9 protein-coding genes, 1 tRNA gene and 1 rRNA gene are annotated in these 17,638 nt (G+C 69.4%); 1 reads left to right on the forward strand and 10 read right to left on the reverse strand.

Annotation, left to right across the window (positions count from 1 at the left end):
• Positions 1-101: 101 nt before the first annotated feature.
• The 7 genes from ABT137_RS36860 to ABT137_RS36890 all read right to left on the reverse strand — a co-directional run bounded on the left by ABT137_RS36860 (position 102) and on the right by ABT137_RS36890 (position 13,392).
• Positions 102-647: a CinA family protein gene (locus ABT137_RS36860; RefSeq protein ID WP_351715563.1), complete on the reverse strand. Its 546-nt coding sequence runs from the start codon at positions 645-647 to the stop codon at positions 102-104.
• On the reverse strand, positions 644-1,414 hold the full coding sequence (gene pgsA / locus ABT137_RS36865) for a CDP-diacylglycerol--glycerol-3-phosphate 3-phosphatidyltransferase (RefSeq protein ID WP_351715565.1): 771 nt from the start codon (positions 1,412-1,414) through the stop codon (positions 644-646). The genes ABT137_RS36860 and pgsA overlap by 4 nt, the downstream gene beginning before the upstream one ends.
• The gene (rimO, locus tag ABT137_RS36870) at positions 1,411-2,883 is read right to left on the reverse strand and encodes a 30S ribosomal protein S12 methylthiotransferase RimO (RefSeq protein ID WP_351715567.1); all 1,473 of its coding nucleotides are present in this window, start codon (positions 2,881-2,883) and stop codon (positions 1,411-1,413) included. Before rimO ends, pgsA begins: the two co-directional genes overlap by 4 nt.
• 92 nt (positions 2,884-2,975) lie before the next feature.
• Complete coding sequence (locus ABT137_RS36875) at positions 2,976-3,818, reverse strand: helix-turn-helix domain-containing protein (RefSeq protein ID WP_351715569.1); 843 nt, start codon at positions 3,816-3,818, stop codon at positions 2,976-2,978.
• 290 nt (positions 3,819-4,108) lie between these two features.
• Positions 4,109-6,856, reverse strand: a complete 2,748-nt coding sequence (locus tag ABT137_RS36880) for a DNA translocase FtsK (RefSeq protein ID WP_351715571.1) — start codon at positions 6,854-6,856, stop codon at positions 4,109-4,111.
• Between the two features lie 124 nt (positions 6,857-6,980).
• Positions 6,981-7,661, reverse strand: a complete 681-nt coding sequence (locus ABT137_RS36885) for a response regulator (RefSeq protein WP_351715573.1) — start codon at positions 7,659-7,661, stop codon at positions 6,981-6,983.
• 274 nt (positions 7,662-7,935) lie between these two features.
• Positions 7,936-13,392 (reverse strand): HAMP domain-containing protein, encoded by a 5,457-nt coding sequence (locus tag ABT137_RS36890; RefSeq protein ID WP_351715575.1) that lies wholly within the window; start codon positions 13,390-13,392, stop codon positions 7,936-7,938.
• Positions 13,393-13,790: 398 nt separating this feature from the next.
• Between ABT137_RS36890 and ABT137_RS36895 the strand changes: the two genes are divergently transcribed.
• Positions 13,791-16,544, forward strand: a complete 2,754-nt coding sequence (locus ABT137_RS36895; protein WP_351715577.1) for a SpoIIE family protein phosphatase — start codon at positions 13,791-13,793, stop codon at positions 16,542-16,544.
• Positions 16,545-16,619: 75 nt separating this feature from the next.
• On the opposite strand, the gene ABT137_RS36900 is transcribed toward ABT137_RS36895, so the two are convergent.
• The 3 genes from ABT137_RS36900 to rrf all read right to left on the reverse strand — a co-directional run.
• Positions 16,620-16,695, reverse strand: a tRNA-Thr gene (locus tag ABT137_RS36900).
• Between the two features lie 76 nt (positions 16,696-16,771).
• On the reverse strand, positions 16,772-17,434 hold the full coding sequence (locus ABT137_RS36905) for a DegT/DnrJ/EryC1/StrS family aminotransferase (RefSeq protein WP_351715585.1): 663 nt from the start codon (positions 17,432-17,434) through the stop codon (positions 16,772-16,774).
• 113 nt (positions 17,435-17,547) lie between these two features.
• A 5S ribosomal RNA gene (gene rrf, locus ABT137_RS36910) occupies positions 17,548-17,638 on the reverse strand; the annotation flags it as partial.

Genomic DNA, 17,638 nt, shown 5'->3' on the forward strand with positions numbered 1-17,638 from the left:
CCCTCCTCGGACCGCGTAGCCGCATCCTTCACGCCCCACCGTACCGCCTTGCGCCGCGGCCGTGCGGGGAGCGATGTCGTGTTCACTCAGGGCTGCAAACATCAAAACCCCCCGTTCTGTTCCGTATCCTGTGTCCGCTCATTCCCGGTCTGTTCGCTCGCAAGCTCCCTCAGAAGCAGTGCGAGTACGCTCCGTACACTCTCTCTACGAATTTCCGCGCGGTCGCCGTTCAACCGCAGGGCCTCCACTTTTCCGCCAGCGGCAGAACCGGAACCAGGGCCGAACGGCCCGTCCACGGCCACGAAGACCGTCCCGACCGGCTGGCCGTCCTGCGGTTCCGGTCCGGCGACTCCGGTGGTCGCGACGCCCCAGTCGGCGCCCAACGCCTTGCGTACTCCGGCGGCCATCTGGGCCGCGACCTGCGGATCCACCGCTCCCCGCTGGGCCAGCAGGGTGGCGTCGACGCCGAGCAGGTCGTGCTTCAGCTCGGTGGCATAGGCGGTGACGGAGCCCTGGAACGCCTTGGACGCCCCCGGCACCGTGGTGATCTCCGCCGCGACCAGACCGCCGGTCAGCGACTCGGCGACAGCGAGGGTCTGGCCCCTCACCGTCAGTAGTCGCACCAGTTCGGCGGCCGTGGAATTCACGCTTCCGTCTCCTCCAACGCTGCTGCGCGCTCGGCGATTCCCTGCCGCCGCAGCACAATGGCCTGTCTCACATAGTCGAGGCCGGTGACGACGGTCAGGACGACAGCCGCGGCCATCACCCAGAACCTCAGGGTCGCCAGCCACCCCGTCAGCGCCAGCACGTACATCCCGACGGCCACGCCCTGGGTGAGGGTCTTGAGCTTGCCGCCGCGGCTGGCCGGGATCACGCCGTAGCGGATGACCACGAAACGCATCAGCGTGATGCCGAGTTCCCGGGCGAGGATCACGATCGTCACCCACCAGGGCAGATCACCCAGTCCGGAGAGACAGATCAGCGCCGCTCCCATGATCGCCTTGTCGGCGATGGGGTCGGCGATCTTCCCGAAGTCGGTGACGAGGTTGTAGGTGCGTGCCAGATGCCCGTCGAACAGGTCGGTGATCATGGCGATGGCGAAGGCCGCCCAGGCGAGCGAGCGCCACGCCGGGTCGTATCCGCCGCCGGCCAGCATCAGGGCGACGAAGCCGGGCACCAGGACCAGCCGGAGCATGGTCAGCAGATTGGCGACGTTCCAGAGGCTGGCCTGGTTGACGGCGGCAGCGGCGATCTTCCCGCCGCGTACGGGCCGCTCGCCGTCGTGGGAACCGGAGTCACGGGAACCGGGATCGCGGGAACCGGAATCCGGGGCGGCACCGGAGGTGGCGGCGGAGCCCGGGGCGCCGTGCGCGCCGGAGGAGCCGCCCGCGGCGGACGCCGGGACTCCGGTCATCTGCCGGCCTCCTCACTCCATGCGGGCGAGCCCTGCAGCGGCTCGGCCACCAGGTCGACACCTTCCGTACCGACCACCTTCGCCTCGACCATACGACCGACACGCAGTCCCGCGCCGCTGGTGAGCAGCACCTGTCCGTCCGTCTCGGGCGCCTGGTGGGCCGCCCGGCCGTAGACACCGTCCTCGTCGTCCACGGACTCCACGAGGACGTGCACGGTCTCGCCGAGGCGCTCCTCGGCCCGCTGCGAGACGAGCTCCTCGGCGAGCCGGGAGATGTGCGCGAGGCGCTCGGCCACGACCTCCTCGGCGAGCTTGTTCTCGTACGTGGCCGCCTCGGTGCCCTCCTCGTCGGAGTAGCCGAAGACGCCGATGGCGTCGAGGCGCGCGCCGTTCAGGAAGCGCTCCAGCTCACCGAGATCGGACTCGGACTCGCCGGGGAAGCCGACGATGAAGTTGGAGCGGACACCCGCCTGCGGGGCCTTGCTCCGGATGGTGTCGAGGAGCTCCAGGAAGCGGTCGGTGTCGCCGAAGCGGCGCATGGCCCGCAGCACGCCCGGGGCGGAGTGCTGGAAGGACAGGTCGAAGTACGGGACGACCTTCGGGGTGGAGGTCAGTACGTCGATCAGGCCGGGGCGCATCTCGGCGGGCTGGAGGTAGCTGACGCGCACCCGCTCGACGCCGTCCACCTCGGCCAGCTCCGGCAGCAGGGACTCCAGGAGACGGATGTCACCCAGGTCCTTGCCGTAGGAGGTGTTGTTCTCGGAGACCAGCATGATCTCCTTCACGCCCTGTTCGGCCAGCCACCGGGTCTCGTTCAGCACGTCGCTGGGCCGGCGTGAGATGAAGGAGCCGCGGAAGGACGGGATGGCGCAGAAGGAGCAGCGGCGGTCGCAGCCGGAGGCGAGCTTGACCGAGGCGACGGGGGCGCCGTCCAGGCGGCGGCGCAGGGGCGCACGCGGGCCGGAGGCGGGCGCGACGCCGTCGGGGAGGTCGGCCGGGCCGTGCCCCGGGAGAGCCACCGCCGCGGCCGAGTCCTGCCGCTCGGCGGGGCTGATGGGCAGCAGCTTGCGCCGGTCGCGCGGGGTGTGCGAGGCGTGGATGCCGCCGTTGAGGATGGTCTGCAGGCGGTCGGAGATGTCGGAGTAGTCGTCGAAGCCGAGCACGCCGTCCGCCTCGGGCAGCGCCTCGGCGAGTTCCTTGCCGTACCGCTCGGCCATGCAGCCCACCGCCACGACGGCCTGGGTTCTGCCGTGCCCCTTGAGGTCGTTGGCCTCCAGGAGGGCGTCGACCGAGTCCTTCTTGGCGGCCTCGACGAATCCACAGGTGTTGACGACGGCGACATCCGCGTCCGATGCGTCCTCGACGAGCTGCCAGCCGTCCGCCTCCAAACGGCCTGCCAGCTCCTCCGAGTCCACCTCGTTACGGGCGCAGCCGAGAGTGACGAGTGCGACGGTACGGCGTTCAGGCATGGGCTCAAGACTACTTTGTCTCACCGACAGCCCACGTCGAAGGGGCTGGCCGATCATGGCCAACCCCTTGTGTACGTGCATGATCCGAACGATTATCCGACTTCCGGGTCACCCTTGGTGTACGTCAGACGCTCCACCGCGCCGGGCCGGAACTGGTCCTCGATCTTCTTGCCGTTGACGTAGAGCTGGATGGCTCCGGCGTCACCGAGGATCAGGTTGATCTTGGAGCTGTCCTGGAAGGTCTTGGACTCGCCCTTCTTCAGAAGCCCGTCGAAGAGCATCCGGCCGTTGTGGTCCTTGGCCGAGATCCAGCTGCGTCCGTTGATCGCGCTGACCTGGACGGTGACCTTGTCCTGGGGCGCGGCGGCGATCGCGCTGTCGGAGGGCTCGGGGGTCTTGTCGGGCTTGCTTTCCTTCGGGGTCGGCGAGACCGGCTTGCTGGTCGTCGGGGCGGGGCCCTCGGCGACCGACTGCTTGGCGTCGTCGCCGTCGCCGCCCTTGAAGGCGGTGAAGCCGACGAAACCGATCACGACGACGATCGCGGCGACCATCGCCGCCGTCCAGTTGGGTCCGCGCCGCTCGGGGCGGATACGTTCCGCCTCGAACAGCGGCGCGGCGGGCGTCGGCGCGGGCCGCCCACCACCGTGCTCCGCCGCGAACTGCGCGAGCAGTGGCTCGGGGTCGAGGCCGACGGCCTTCGCCAGGGTCCGGATGTGCCCGCGGGCGTAGACGTCGCCGCCGCAGGGGGCGAAGTCGTCGGCCTCGATGGCGTGCACGATGGCGATACGGACCCGGGTGCTCCCGCTGATGTCGTCGACGGTCAGCCCGGCGGCGATGCGGGCCTGCTTGAGGGCTCGGCCTACGGAGGGGCGGTTTTCCTCGGACACGTCTGAGAACGGACGCTCGTCTTCAGGGGAGTTGCTGCCGATGGACACGGGGGCGCCTTTCGAGCGTGTAGCCACCTGTGCTGGAGGTTCAGTCTATGGGGGGTGCGAAAGGGTGAGGCAACCGGGCGGTACGACTTTGTACGCCATCGGTATGGCCGGACATCCCGATGACGGGTCAGGTGCGCGCCCCAGAATGGGGTACACACCTTTCCTCTCGCTCAACTTGACGTACGTCAAAGGGAAACGGTTGCCCGACGGTCCCTAACGGGTGGATCACGGTGACGACTCCACCCGGCCCGCAGGCACCCGCAGCCCTCAGACAGGTCTACCCCTCAGGTCTACCCCTCGGACTCCCCACGGATCACAGCAAGCACCCCGTCCAGCTCATCAGGTTTTACCAGAACGTCGCGCGCCTTGGACCCCTCGCTCGGCCCGACCACACCGCGCGACTCCATGAGGTCCATGAGCCGGCCGGCCTTGGCGAAGCCGACGCGCAGCTTGCGCTGGAGCATGGACGTGGAGCCGAACTGGGTGGAGACGACCAGCTCAGCGGCCTGGCAGAGCAGGTCGAGGTCGTCGCCGATGTCCTCGTCGATCTCCTTCTTCTGCTTGGTGCCCACGACGACGTCGTCCCGGAAGACCGGCGTCATCTGGTCCTTGCAGTGCTGGACGATCACCGCGACCTCCTCCTCGGTGACGAACGCGCCCTGCATACGGGTCGGCTTGTTCGCCCCCATCGGCAGGAAGAGCCCGTCGCCCTTGCCGATGAGTTTCTCGGCGCCGGGCTGGTCGAGGATGACGCGGCTGTCGGCGAGCGAGGAGGTGGCGAAGGCGAGCCGGGAGGGCACGTTCGCCTTGATGAGACCGGTGACCACGTCGACCGACGGGCGCTGGGTGGCGAGCACCAGGTGGATGCCGGCCGCCCGCGCGAGCTGCGTGATGCGCACGATCGAGTCCTCGACGTCACGCGGGGCGACCATCATCAGGTCGGCGAGCTCGTCGACGATCACCAGCAGGTACGGGTACGCCTGGAGCTCGCGCTCACTGCCCTCGGGCGTCTTGAGCTTGCCCTCGCGGACGGCCTTGTTGAAGTCGTCGATGTGCCGGTAGCCGAAGGCGGCCAGGTCGTCGTAGCGCAGGTCCATCTCGCGCACCACCCACTGGAGCGCCTCGGCGGCCCGCTTCGGGTTGGTGATGATCGGCGTGATCAGGTGCGGGATGCCCTCGTACGCGGTCAGCTCGACGCGCTTGGGGTCGACGAGGACCATCCGCACGTCCTCCGGGGTCGCCCGCATCATGACCGAGGTGATCAGGCAGTTGATGCAGGACGACTTGCCGGAGCCGGTGGCGCCGGCGACGAGCATGTGCGGCATCTTCGCCAGCGAGTGCATGACGTAGCCGCCCTCGACGTCCTTGCCGAAAGCGACCAGCATCGGGTCGTCGTCCTCGGCGGACTCGGCGAGCCGCAGCACGTCTCCGAGGTTGACCATCTCGCGGTCGGTGTTGGGGATCTCGATGCCGACCGCGGACTTGCCGGGGATCGGGCTGATGATCCGCACGTCCGGGCTGGCGACGGCGTACGCGATGTTCTTGGTGAGGGCGGTGATCCGCTCGACCTTCACGGCGGGGCCGAGCTCGACCTCGTAACGGGTGACCGTCGGCCCGCGGGTGAAACCGGTGACGGCCGCGTCCACCTTGAACTCGGAGAAGACGTTGGTGAGCGAGGCGACCACCCGGTCGTTGGCCTCGCTGCGCGCCTTGCCGGGGCCGCCACGGGTGAGGAGGTCGAGCGACGGCAGCGAGTAGGTGATGTCGCCGGAGAGCTGGAGCTGCTCGGCGCGCGGGGGCAGGTCGCGGGGCTCCTCGGGCGCCGGTTTGGTCAGGTCCGCGACGACGGACTCGACCTTGAGCTTCTCCTGCTTGGGACGCGCGGCCGGGACCGGACTCGGGCTCGGTGCCGGCACGGGTGTCGGGGTGGTGTCCTCGCGGTCGCCGACGCTGACGCCCTGGGTGAGGTCGGCGACGAGCGGCGAGGGCGGCATGCCGTGCAGGACCGCGCCGTCGAGCGCGGCGGCGGCCGCCGCCGCGACGTCCACGGCGTCCATCTGGCGGCCCAGCTCGGGCTGCGGCACGGCGGAGCGCCGCGGGCGGCCCCGGCGCTTGGCGAGGGCCTCCTGCTCGGCGCTGTCGGGGTCGTACTCCTGGGGGGCGCCGGAGCGCCTGCGGGGGCGCGCGGGCAGCGCCTGGCGCCACTGGTCGTCGTAGCGCTCGTCGTCCTCGCCGTACTCCGGGTAATCGTCGTCGGGTTCGGGGTCGTGCAGCAGCCCGAGGCGCGCACCGAGCGCCCGCAGCCGCTGCGGGATGGCGTTCACCGGGGTCGCGGTGACGACGAGCAGCCCGAAGATCGTGAGCAGCGCCAGCAGGGGTACGGCGAGGACCTCGGTCATGGTGTACGTCAGCGGGGTCGCCGCCGCCCAGCCGATGAGGCCGCCGGCGTCCCTTATGCCCTGCATGCCGTTGCTGCGGGCGGGCGAGCCGCAGGCGATGTGGACCTGGCCGAGCACGCCGATGACCAGCGCCGACAGGCCGATCACGATCCGCCCGTTGGCGTCCTCCTGCTCGGGATGGCGCATGAACCGCACGGCGATCATCGCGAGCAGTATCGGCACCAGCAGGTCGAGACGGCCGAAGGCGCCGGTGACGAGGATCTCGACCAGGTCGCCGACCGGACCGCGCAGGTCGGCCCAGGTGCCGGCGGCGACGATCAGGGCGATGCCGAGCAGGAGCAGGGCGATGCCGTCCTTGCGGTGGGCCGGGTCCAGGTTCTTGGCTCCCTGTCCTATGCCGCGGAAGACGGCCCCGACGGCGTGCGCGACGCCGAGCCAGAGGGCGCGCACCAGGCGGTACACGCCCCCGGTGGGGCTGGGCGCCGGCTTGGGTGCCGGCGCGGACTTCTTCGCCGCGGTCCTCTTGGCGGGCGCCTTCTTGGCCGGGGCTTTCTTCGCGGCGGCCTTCTTCACCGGAGCCTTCGAGGCAGCGGCCTTCTTCGCGGGCTGCTTCTTGGCTGCCGAGGGACGTGAGGCCATGGGTGTGAGGTTACCGGGGGATGCGACAGGGGACACGTGTGCCCACAGCTTCACCCGTTCGTGTCGCCCTTCGCAGGGCGCAGAACTGACGCACGCTCATGGGCAACTGCGTCCGCGGTCGCGGTCAGTTCTGCGACGGGAGCGACGGTGCGGCGCCGCCCGTGCCCGGTTCGAGGGCGTCGAGCGCCCGGCGCAGGCCGGTGAGTTTGCGTTCCAGGTGGGCCGCCGTGGCCACCGCCGCCGCGTCCGCGGACTCGTCGTCCAGCTGCTTGGACAGCGCCTCGGCCTGCTCCTCGACGGCCGCGAGCCGGGCGGACAGCTCGGCGAGCAGCCCCGCGGACTCCTTGCCGGCGACCGCGCCCTTGCCGCCGCCCTCCAACTGGAGCCGCAGCAGCGCCGCCTGCTCGCGCAGCTGGCAGTTCTTCATGTACAGCTCGACGAAGACCGAGACCTTGGCGCGCAGCACCCACGGGTCGAACGGCTTGGAGATGTAGTCCACCGCGCCCGCGGCATAGCCCCGGAAGGTGTGATGCGGGCCGTGGTTGATGGCCGTGAGGAAGATGATCGGGATGTCCCGGGTCCGCTCCCGCCGCTTGATGTGCGCCGCGGTCTCGAAACCGTCCATGCCCGGCATCTGGACGTCCAGCAGAATCACCGCGAAGTCGTCCGTGAGCAGTGCCTTGAGCGCTTCCTCCCCGGACGATGCCCGCACCAGTGTCTGATCGAGCGCAGAGAGGATGGCCTCCAGCGCCAGCAGATTCTCCGGCCGGTCATCGACCAGGAGGATCTTGGCCTTCTGCACCATGGCCCGCCCTCCTCGCCCCGGATGTGCACCGGGCGCCGCCCCAGGGGACGACTCCCTTTCGCCGCCCGTCCTTGTGCCGGTCATGGTAGCCGCACCCCGCCTGTCGCCACACCCTGTCACCGCGATGTCACTGTGCACGTAGCAGAAACGCAGCCGGGGACCAGAAGGTTCCCCCAATCCCGCACTTCTACACGGGTTCCGCCACCCTGAGTCAGCAACTCCCCGTGCACACGGAACGTTCCCGTAACGTTCACATCACACCCGACCGTTCCGGTCACTCCTCGCGCATCCACTGCTCCATCACCGCCAGAAGGTGATCGGGGTCGACCGGCTTGGTGACGTAGTCCGAGGCGCCCGACTCGATGGCCTTCTCCCGGTCGCCCTTCATCGCCTTCGCGGTGAGCGCGATGATCGGCAGCCCGGCGAACTGCGGCATCCGGCGGATCGCGTTGGTCGTCGCATAGCCGTCCATCTCGGGCATCATGATGTCCATCAGGACGACGGCGACGTCGTCGTGCTGTTCCAGGACCTCGATGCCCTCCCGGCCGTTCTCGGCGTACAGCACCGACAGGCCGTGCTGCTCCAGGACGCTGGTGAGCGCGAAGACGTTACGGATGTCGTCGTCGACGATCAGCACCTTCTCCCCGCCGAACCGCATGCCCCGGCGCGGCTGCGGGGACGTCGCCTCCTGCTCGGCGAGCACCGGCCACGCCTCGGCCAGCGGAGCCCCCCGGCGGCGGCGCCGGAAGAGCGCCGCGGCGCCGTTCTGGGTCTCCTGGTACGACTTCACCTCGGCCGGCGTCTCGATCTCCACTCCGGACATCTCCAGGGCGTAGTGCTGCGAGGCGACCAGATCCCCGGCCTCCAACTGGGGCACGGACTGCTGGTAGCCCTGCGGCGGCAGCTCGCTGGGGTGCAGCGGCAGGTAGAGGGTGAACGTGGAGCCGCGGCCCGGCTCGCTCTGCGCGTGGATCTCACCGCCGAGCAGTTGCGCGATCTCTCGCGAGATCGACAGCCCGAGGCCCGTACCGCCGTACTTGCGGCTGGTCGTGCCGTCGGCCTGCTTGAACGCCTCGAAGATCACCCGCATCTTGCTGGCCGCGATCCCGATGCCGGTGTCGGTCACCGAGAACGCGATGAGCGGCGCGTCCGGATCGGTCAGTGAACCGGCCTCCAGGAGCTGTTCCCTGATGCCCACCGGGACGTCGCCGCTCGCCGGCCGGATCACCAGCTCCACCGAGCCGGAGTCGGTGAACTTCACCGCGTTGGAGAGCAGGTTGCGCAGCACCTGGAGGAGCCGCTGTTCGTCGGTGTGCAGGGTGGCGGGCAGCTCCGGCGAGACCCGCACCGACAGGTCGAGGCCCTTCTCCGCGGTCAGCGGCCGGAAGGTGGCCTCCACGTAGTCCACGAGCTGGACGAGCGCGATACGCGTCGGGGAGACGTCCATCTTGCCCGCCTCGACCTTCGACAGGTCCAGGATGTCGTTGATCAGCTGGAGCAGGTCGGATCCGGCGCCGTGGATGGTCTCGGCGAACTCCACCTGCTTCGGCGAGAGGTTGCCCTCGGCGTTGTCGGCGAGCAGCTTGGCCAGGATCAGCAGCGAGTTGAGCGGGGTGCGCAGCTCGTGCGACATGTTGGCGAGGAACTCGCTCTTGTAGCGCATGGAGACGGCCAGTTGCTCGGCACGCTCCTCCAGGACCTGCCGGGCCTCCTCGATCTCGGTGTTCTTCACCTCGATGTCCCGGTTCTGCTGGGCCAGCAGCTCGGCCTTCTCCTCCAGTTCGGCGTTGGACGCCTGGAGGGCCTTCTGCCGGTTCTCCAGCTCGGCCGACCGTTCCTGGAGCTGCTCGGTCAGCTCCTGCGACTGCTTCAGCAGCACCTCGGTCTTGGTGTTGACGGAGATGGTGTTGACGCTGGTCGCGATCATCTCGGCGATCTGGTTGAGGAAGTCCTTCTGGATCTGCGTGAACGGCGTGAAGGACGCCAGCTCGATCACACCGAGCACCTTGCCCTCGAACAGCACCGGAAGCACGATCACCTGCGCCGGCGGGGCCTCGCCGAGCCCGGAGGAGATCTTCAGGTAGCCCGTGGGCGCCTTCTCCACCAGGATCGTGCGCTTCTCCTGGGCGGCCGTCCCGATCAGCGCCTCACCGGGCCGGAACGACGTCGGCATGGAGCCCATCGAGTAGCCGTACGACCCGAGCATGCGCAGTTCGTACGCGTCCTCGTTCTCGGCGTTCGTGTCCTTGCCGTCGACCAGCGGCATCGCCAGGAAGAACGCGCCGTGCTGCGCGGTCACCACCGGCGTCAGCTCGCTCATGATCAGGGAGGCCACGTCCACCAGGTCGCGGCGGCCCTGCATCAGCGCGGAGATCCGGGCCAGGTTGCCCTTGAGCCAGTCCTGCTCCTGGTTGGCCACCGTGGTGTCGCGCAGGTTGGCGATCATCTTGTTGATGTAGTCCTGGAGTTCCTGGATCTCGCCGGACGCGTCCACGTCGATCTTCAGGTTCAGGTCGCCGCGGGTCACCGCGGTCGCCACGCGCGCGATGGCACGCACCTGCCGGGTCAGGTTCCCGGCCATCTCGTTCACGGACTCGGTGAGGTCCCGCCAGGTGCCGTCGACGTCCCGCACGCGTGCCTGCCCGCCGAGCGCCCCCTCGGTGCCCACCTCGCGGGCGACCCGGGTGACCTCCTCGGCGAAACTGGACAGCTGATCAACCATCGTGTTGATCGTCGTCTTGAGTTCGAGGATCTCACCGCGCGCGTCAATGTCGATCTTCTTGGTCAGGTCACCCTTCGCGATGGCCGTGGTGACCATCGCGATGTTGCGCACCTGGCCGGTCAGGTTGGACGCCATCTGGTTCACCGACTCGGTGAGGTCCTTCCACGTACCCGCCACACCCGGTACGTGCGCCTGACCGCCCAGGATGCCGTCCGTGCCCACCTCGCGCGCCACCTTGGTGACCTGGTCGGCGAACGAACTCAGCGTCTTCACCATCTGGTTGATGGTGTCCGCGAGCTGGGCCACCTCGCCGCTCGCCTCGATGGTGACCTGCCGGGTCAGGTCGCCGTTGGCGACCGCCGCCGAGACCTGGGAGATGTTCCGCACCTGCGTGGTCAGGTTGTTGGCCATCAGGTTCACGTTGTTGCTGAGGTCCTTCCAGATACCCGTGATACCCGGAACGTGCGCCTGACCGCCCAGGATGCCCTCGGTGCCCACCTCACGGGCCACCCGGGTCACCTGCTCCGCGAAACTCGACAGTTGATCAACCATGGTGTTGACCGTCGTGACGAGCTCAAGAATCTCGCCCTTCGCGTCAACAGTGATCTTCTTCGACAGGTCGCCCTTGGCGACCGCGGTCGTGACCTCGGCGATGTTGCGCACCTGGATGGTCAGGTTGTTCGCCATGAAGTTCACGGACTGGGTGAGGTCCTTCCAGGTGCCCGCGACCCCCTGCACCTCGGCCTGGCCGCCGAGGATCCCCTCGGTGCCCACCTCGCGCGCCACGCGCGTGACCTCCTGGGCGAACGACGACAGCTGGTCGACCATCGTGTTCAGGGTGTTCTTCAGCTCCTGGATCTCACCGCGCGCGTCCACGGTGATCTTCTGGGAGAGGTCACCGCGGGCCACCGCGGTGGCCACCTGGGCGATGTTGCGGACCTGGGCCGTCAGGTTGCCGGCCATGCCGTTCACGGAATCCGTCAGGTCCCGCCACACCCCGGCCACACCGGGCACCTGCGCCTGACCGCCCAGCCGTCCTTCCGTACCCACCTCCCGGGCCACCTTGGTGACCTGGTCGGCGAAGGCGGACAGTTGATCAACCATCGTGTTGATCGTGTTCTTCAGTTCGAGGATCTCGCCACGGGCGTCGACGTCGATCTTCTGGGACAGGTCGCCCCGCGCCACCGCCGTCGTCACCTGGGCGATCTGCCGCACCTGGGAGGTCAGGTTGCCGGCCATGAAGTTGACGGAGTCCGTCAGCTCCTTCCAGGTGCCCGAGACGCCGTCCACGCGCGCCTGGCCGCCCAGCCGGCCCTCGGTGCCCACGTCCCTGGCCATCCGCGTCACCTGGTCGGCGAAGCTGGAGAGCTGGTCGACCATCGTGTTCACGGTGTTCTTCAGCTTCAGCATCTCGCCGGAGACGTCGACCGTGACCTTCTGCGACAGATCACCGTTGGCCACCGCCGTCGTCACCTGGGCGATGTTGCGGACCTGGCCGGTGAGGTTGCGGAACGCGGTGTTGACGGAGTCGGTCAAGTCCTTCCAGGTACCGGCGGCTCCGGGCACCTGCGCCTGACCGCCAAGCTCACCCTCGACCCCGATCTCCCGGGCCACGCGGGTGACCTCGGCACCGAACGACGACAGTTGATCAACCATGCCGTTGACGGTGTTCTTCAACTCCAGCATCTCGCCGGCCACGTCGACCGTGACCTTCTGCGACAGATCACCGTTGGCCACGGCCGTCGTCACGGCGGCGATGTCGCGCACCTGGGTGGTCAGGTTCCGGAAGACCGTGTTGACGGAGTCCGTCAGGTCCTTCCAGGTGCCCGCCGCGCCCGGCACGTTCGCCTGCCCGCCGAGCCGCCCCTCGCCGCCGACCTCGTTGGCCACGCGCGTGACCTCGTCCGCGAAGATCCGCAGCGTCTCGGTCATCTGGTTGATCGTCTCGGCGAGCTGCGCGACCTCGCCGCGCGCCGGAACGGTGACCTTGCGCGACAGGTCACCGTTGGCGACCGCGGTGGTCACCTCCGAGATCCCGCGCACCTGGGCCGTCAGGTTGCCGGCCATGGTGTTGACGGAGTCGGTGAGTTCCTTCCACGTACCGGCCACACCGGGCACGTTCGCCTGGCCGCCCAGGATGCCGTCCGTGCCCACCTCGCGGGCGACCCGGGTCACCTCGGAGGAGAACGCCGACAGCTGGTCCACCATCGTGTTGACGGTTTCCTTCAGCTCCAGCATCTCGCCGGCGACCTGGACCGTGACCTTCCGCGACAGGTCACCCTTGGCGACCGCCGTCGTCACCAGCGCGATGTCCCGCACCTGGGCCGTCAACCGGTACGCCATCGTGTTCACCGAGTCCGTCAAGTCCCGCCACGAACCGGACATACCGCGCACCCGGGCCTGACCGCCCAGCTTGCCCTCGGTGCCCACCTCGCTGGCCACGCGCGTGACCTCGTCGGTGAACGTCGACAACTGGTCGACCAGGTTGTTGACGGTCCGGCCGACCTTCAGGAACTCACCGCGCAGCGGATGCCCGGCCCCGTCAGCCGACGGCGACCGCAACTCCATGCGCGGCGACAGATCGCCCTCGGCCACCGCCGTCAGCACCCGGCCCACCTCGGAGACCGGCCGCACCAGGTCGTCTACGAGGGCGTTGGAGTTGTCGATGGCAGCCGCCCAGGAGCCCTCGCAGGCACCCGTCTCCAGCCGCTCCGTGAGCTTTCCCTCACGTCCCACGACACGCCGTACCCGGGACAGCTCACCCGTGAGGTGGAGATTGCGGTCGGCCACCTCGTTGAAGACCGCCGCGATCTCCGACATCACGCCGTCCCCGGACACCGTGAGCCGCTTGCGGAAGTTGCCGTCCCGCATCGCCAAGAGCGCCACCAGCAACCGGTTCAGGGAAGCCGTGTCCACCACGGTGGTCCCGTCACCGCCCCGCTGCCTGCTCAGGGATGGTCCGCCCTTCGCGCGCGCCTTAGTGCCCCGCGCCGCTGCGCCAGACTCCACTGTGTCCCTCCCGCAGGGGTCGACCGTTACTGCTGTGCTCGGACACCGCCATACTCGGCGTACCGCTTACTCCGGCGTACCGGTTACTGCTGCGTATTTCTGCCAGACGAGATCCGGCCACACCAAGGGCTGGTGCCCGCCGCACACACAACGCATTCGGGCTGACCGGACCTTCATCACAAGCTTGCCCAGTGTTTCACCCTCGCCGAACCAGGCCATAACAGTTCGGCAGCTTCGCACATCGTCCGCACACCCTGGGGGCGTAAACACTGGCGACCGGCATCCGCTCGGACGGCGAAGGTAAGTAACCTTGCATGCGGCTGTCCAGCCGCACCGGTCCGTCCGGCCTGGGCGGTGGCACGAGAACGAGCGGGCATTCGGAGGGGCGGCCGCAGACCATGACCACCGGAGTGATCCCCGGGGGACACAACCCGGAGCCACGGCCCACGGGCGAGCGCATGCCGCACCAGCGGCACCAGCCCGGCCAGGCAAGCCCGCATGTCGAGACCCGGTCGAGGAGTTCTGTGATCACCGCGCGCGCGGACGCCACCTTCGAGCCCGTGGGGCGATCGGTCGCGACCGCCCGGGCCTTCGTCCGTGACACGCTCCAGGGCTGGGGCTTCGCCGACGTCGTCGACGACGCGGTGGTCCTCACCAGCGAGCTCGTGACCAACGCCGTGGTGCACGCCGGCACCCACGCCGACGTGCTGTGCCTGCGCACGGACGACGGGGTGCGCATCGAGGTCGCCGACCGCTACCCGGAACGCGAGGTCCCGCTCCAGGGCTCCGCCGTCAACATGGGCAGCCCCGACCGCGAGGGCGGCCGCGGACTCCAGCTCTGCGCGGCTCTCGCCGCCCGCTGGGGTGTCGAGTACACGTCCACGCACAAAAATGTCTGGTTCCAGCTCGATCTCCCCGAGCGCCCGGTGGGCACCCGCGCGGCCGGCCCGTCCCTCCCCGCCGACCTGCTGCCCCTCGCCGACGGCCGGGTCCGGGTCGCGGTCGTCCAGATCGACCGCAAGGGCTCCATCTCGGCCTGGAACGAGGACGCCGAGGAGATCTTCGGCCACACCGCCGCCGAAGTCACCGGCAAACCGCTCACCGACCTCGCCGCCTGGCCGCACACCCCCGGCACCGGCACCGGTATCGCCGAGGCACTCCAGCTCTCCCGGTGGGAGGGCAGCTACGGCATCCGCGGCGCCGACGGCCGCGTGACCTCCGTCTACGCCTCGCATCTGAGAGTCCGTGACACCGGCGGCGAGCCCTCCACCGTCTGCCTGCTCGTACGCGACCACGAACGGGCCGTCCTCCAGACCCCGTTGCGCGTCCCCGCCTCCGACGCCGGCGGCGCCTCCGACGGCCAGAACAGCGACCCCTTCGAGGTGTTCATCGGCTCCCCGGCCCCGGACGACCTCGACGGCCTGCTCCAGCGCACGGTCGAGCGTGCCCGCGACATGCTCGACGGCGACTCCGCGTTCCTGCTCCTCGCCACCGACGACGAGACCGAGTTGGAGGTCCGCGCCTCGACCGGCCTCCCGTCCGCCCGCCAGCGCTTCGCACGCGTCCCCGTGGAAGCCGGCCCCGGCCGCTACGGCTCGGCCCGCATGCCGGCCGTACACGACGATCTGGCGGCCGTTCCGGGCGCGGTCCCCCTCCTGGCCGGCACCGGCATGCGCTCGGTCGTCACGGTCCCGCTGAAGGTCGAGGGCCGCCTCACCGGCTCCCTGGGCGTCGCGGCCGAAGCAGCGGGCAGATACTCCAACGAGGAGGCACTGCGCCTCCAGTTCGCCGCCGACCGCATCGCCCTGGCCGTCGAGTCGGCCCGCCTCGGCGAGCTGGAACGGCTGCGCCGCGGCTCGCTCAGCTTCCTCGTCGAGGCCTCCGACCTGCTCGCCGGCACCCTGGACCGCGACCAGACCCTCGCCCTGATGGCCCAGATGACGGTCCCGACCCTCGCCACCTGGTGCGCCGTCTACACCATCGCCGACCAGGCCTCCGACCCGTACCTGTCGTACGTCCTGCACGAGGACGAGGAACTCATCGACGGCATCAAGTCGTTGCTCGCCAAGGTGCCCCCGCCGGACCCGGTACCCACGCCCGGCGCCCGCGTCTGGACCGCCCCCGGCGAACACGCCCACCAGGCCGCCCTGCGCAGCTCCATGCGCAGCCTCGGCCTGACCGGCGGCCCGACCCGCCAGGTCTCCTCCGGCATCGGCCCGACGCTCGCCACGGCCTCCGCGGTGGGCGGCGAGACCGTCGTCCTCCCCCTGGTCGCCCGCAACCGCGTCATCGGCATGCTCACCCTCGGCAAGCCCACCGACGAACACTTCCGCCAGGAGATCCTGGAACTGGCCGAGGACCTCTCCCGCCGGGCCGCCCTGGCCCTGGACAACGCCCGCCTGTACTCGGAGCGCACGGCCATCAGCCAGGCCCTCCAGCGCAGCCTCCTGCCCCCGGGCACCCCGCACATCGAGGGCATGGAGGTCGAGGTCATCTACCGCGCGGCCGGCGAGGGCAACGAGGTCGGCGGCGACTTCTACGACGTCTTCCCCATCGCCGACAACGCGTACGGCTTCGCCATCGGCGACGTCTGCGGTACGGGCCCCAACGCGGCCGCGGTGACCGGCCTCGCCCGGCACGCGCTGCGCCTGCTCGCCCGGGAGGGCCTCAGTGGTCCCGCGGTCCTGGAGCGCCTCAACTCGGCCATCCTGGACGAGGGAGCCCGCAGCCGCTTCCTGACCCTCCTGTACGGCGAGATGCGTCCCCAGGAGGACGGCAGCGCGGAGATGAAGGTGGTCTGCGCCGGCCACCCGCTCCCGTTGCGCCTGCGTCAGGACGGCACGGTCGAGGCCGCCGCCGAACCCCAGCCGCTCCTCGGTGTCATCGAGGACCTCGAACTGTACGAGCAGACGGTCACCCTCGACCCGGGCGACGTCCTCCTCTGCGTCACGGACGGCGTGACGGAACGCCGGGAGGGCACGCGCATGCTCGGTGACGACGGCCTCGCGGACGTCCTGACCACCTGTACAGGCCTCACAGCGGGCGCGGTCGCCGCACGCATCATGCGCGCGGTGGAGCGCTTCGCGTCGGACGCCCCGTCCGACGACATGGCGATCCTGGCGATGCGGGTCCCCGGTCTCCAGAAGGACTGAGAGCGGGGACCGGAGGGGGAACGGCCGGAAGGAAGCACAAAAAAGCCCCGCCCGAAAGGGCGGGGCTTTTCTTGTTGGAGCCCCCAAACGGAATCGAACCGTTGACCTTCTCCTTACCATGGAGACGCTCTACCGACTGAGCTATAGGGGCCTGTTGCCTTTTCGAGGTTTCCCCCGCGGCAACGGAATAGATCATACCCCGAACAGGCTTGAGTTCCCAAACTCGTTCAGAAGGCGGGCTGAAGCAGTCCGCCGAGGGCATTGCAGGCGGATACGATCCGCTGCATCTCCCGCTTCGTCAACGCGGCGTCCACGGGCAGCGCCAGCGTCTCGTCCGCGGCCACCTCGGTCTCCGGCAGCGAGACACAGCGCCGGAATTCCGGCAGCCGGTGCACCGGCGTCTTCACCGGCACCCGGCAGTCAACTCCCTTGCCCCGCAGGGCCCGAGCGAAGGCGTCCCGATCGGGCCGGCCGTTCCCCGGCACCCGCACGACGTACTGCTGGTAGGTGTGCCCGTCGCCGCCGTCCGGCGTCCGCACGCCGCGCAGCTTCGCGTCGAGATAGGAGGCCCGCTGCCGGCGCTGCGCGATCTCGTCGTACGGAGCCTCGGACTCGCCCTGCTCCAGCACCAGCAGCCCGTGCTGCTGCCCCAGCTCACGCAACCGCCTGATGTCGGCCCACCGTCCAAACCGGTGCACGACAACGACCGCTGCGGAACGGGCAGTTACGGCCGCCTCCACCGCCGTCACGTCGAGGCAGTAGGTCAGCGGATCTATGTCGGCGAACACCGGAAGCGCACCGGCCAGTGTCACGGCCTGGGCGACTTCGACGTTCCCGAAGGCCGGCACGATGACCTCGTCGCCGACTCCGACACCGGCGGCCCTGAGCATTGCAGCAGTACCCATGCTGGGATGCTCGGCGCGGAACGTGAACGACACGTTACGCAAACCAAAAAAGGGTTGGACCCGGAACCGAAGTTCCAGATCCAACCCTTTCAAAATTTGTTCGGCGGTGTCCTACTCTCCCACAGGGTCCCCCCTGCAGTACCATCGGCGCTGTAAGGCTTAGCTTCCGGGTTCGGAATGTAACCGGGC

It is taken from the genome of Streptomyces sp. NPDC001980 (assembly GCF_040296885.1).
Classification (GTDB): domain Bacteria; phylum Actinomycetota; class Actinomycetes; order Streptomycetales; family Streptomycetaceae; genus Streptomyces.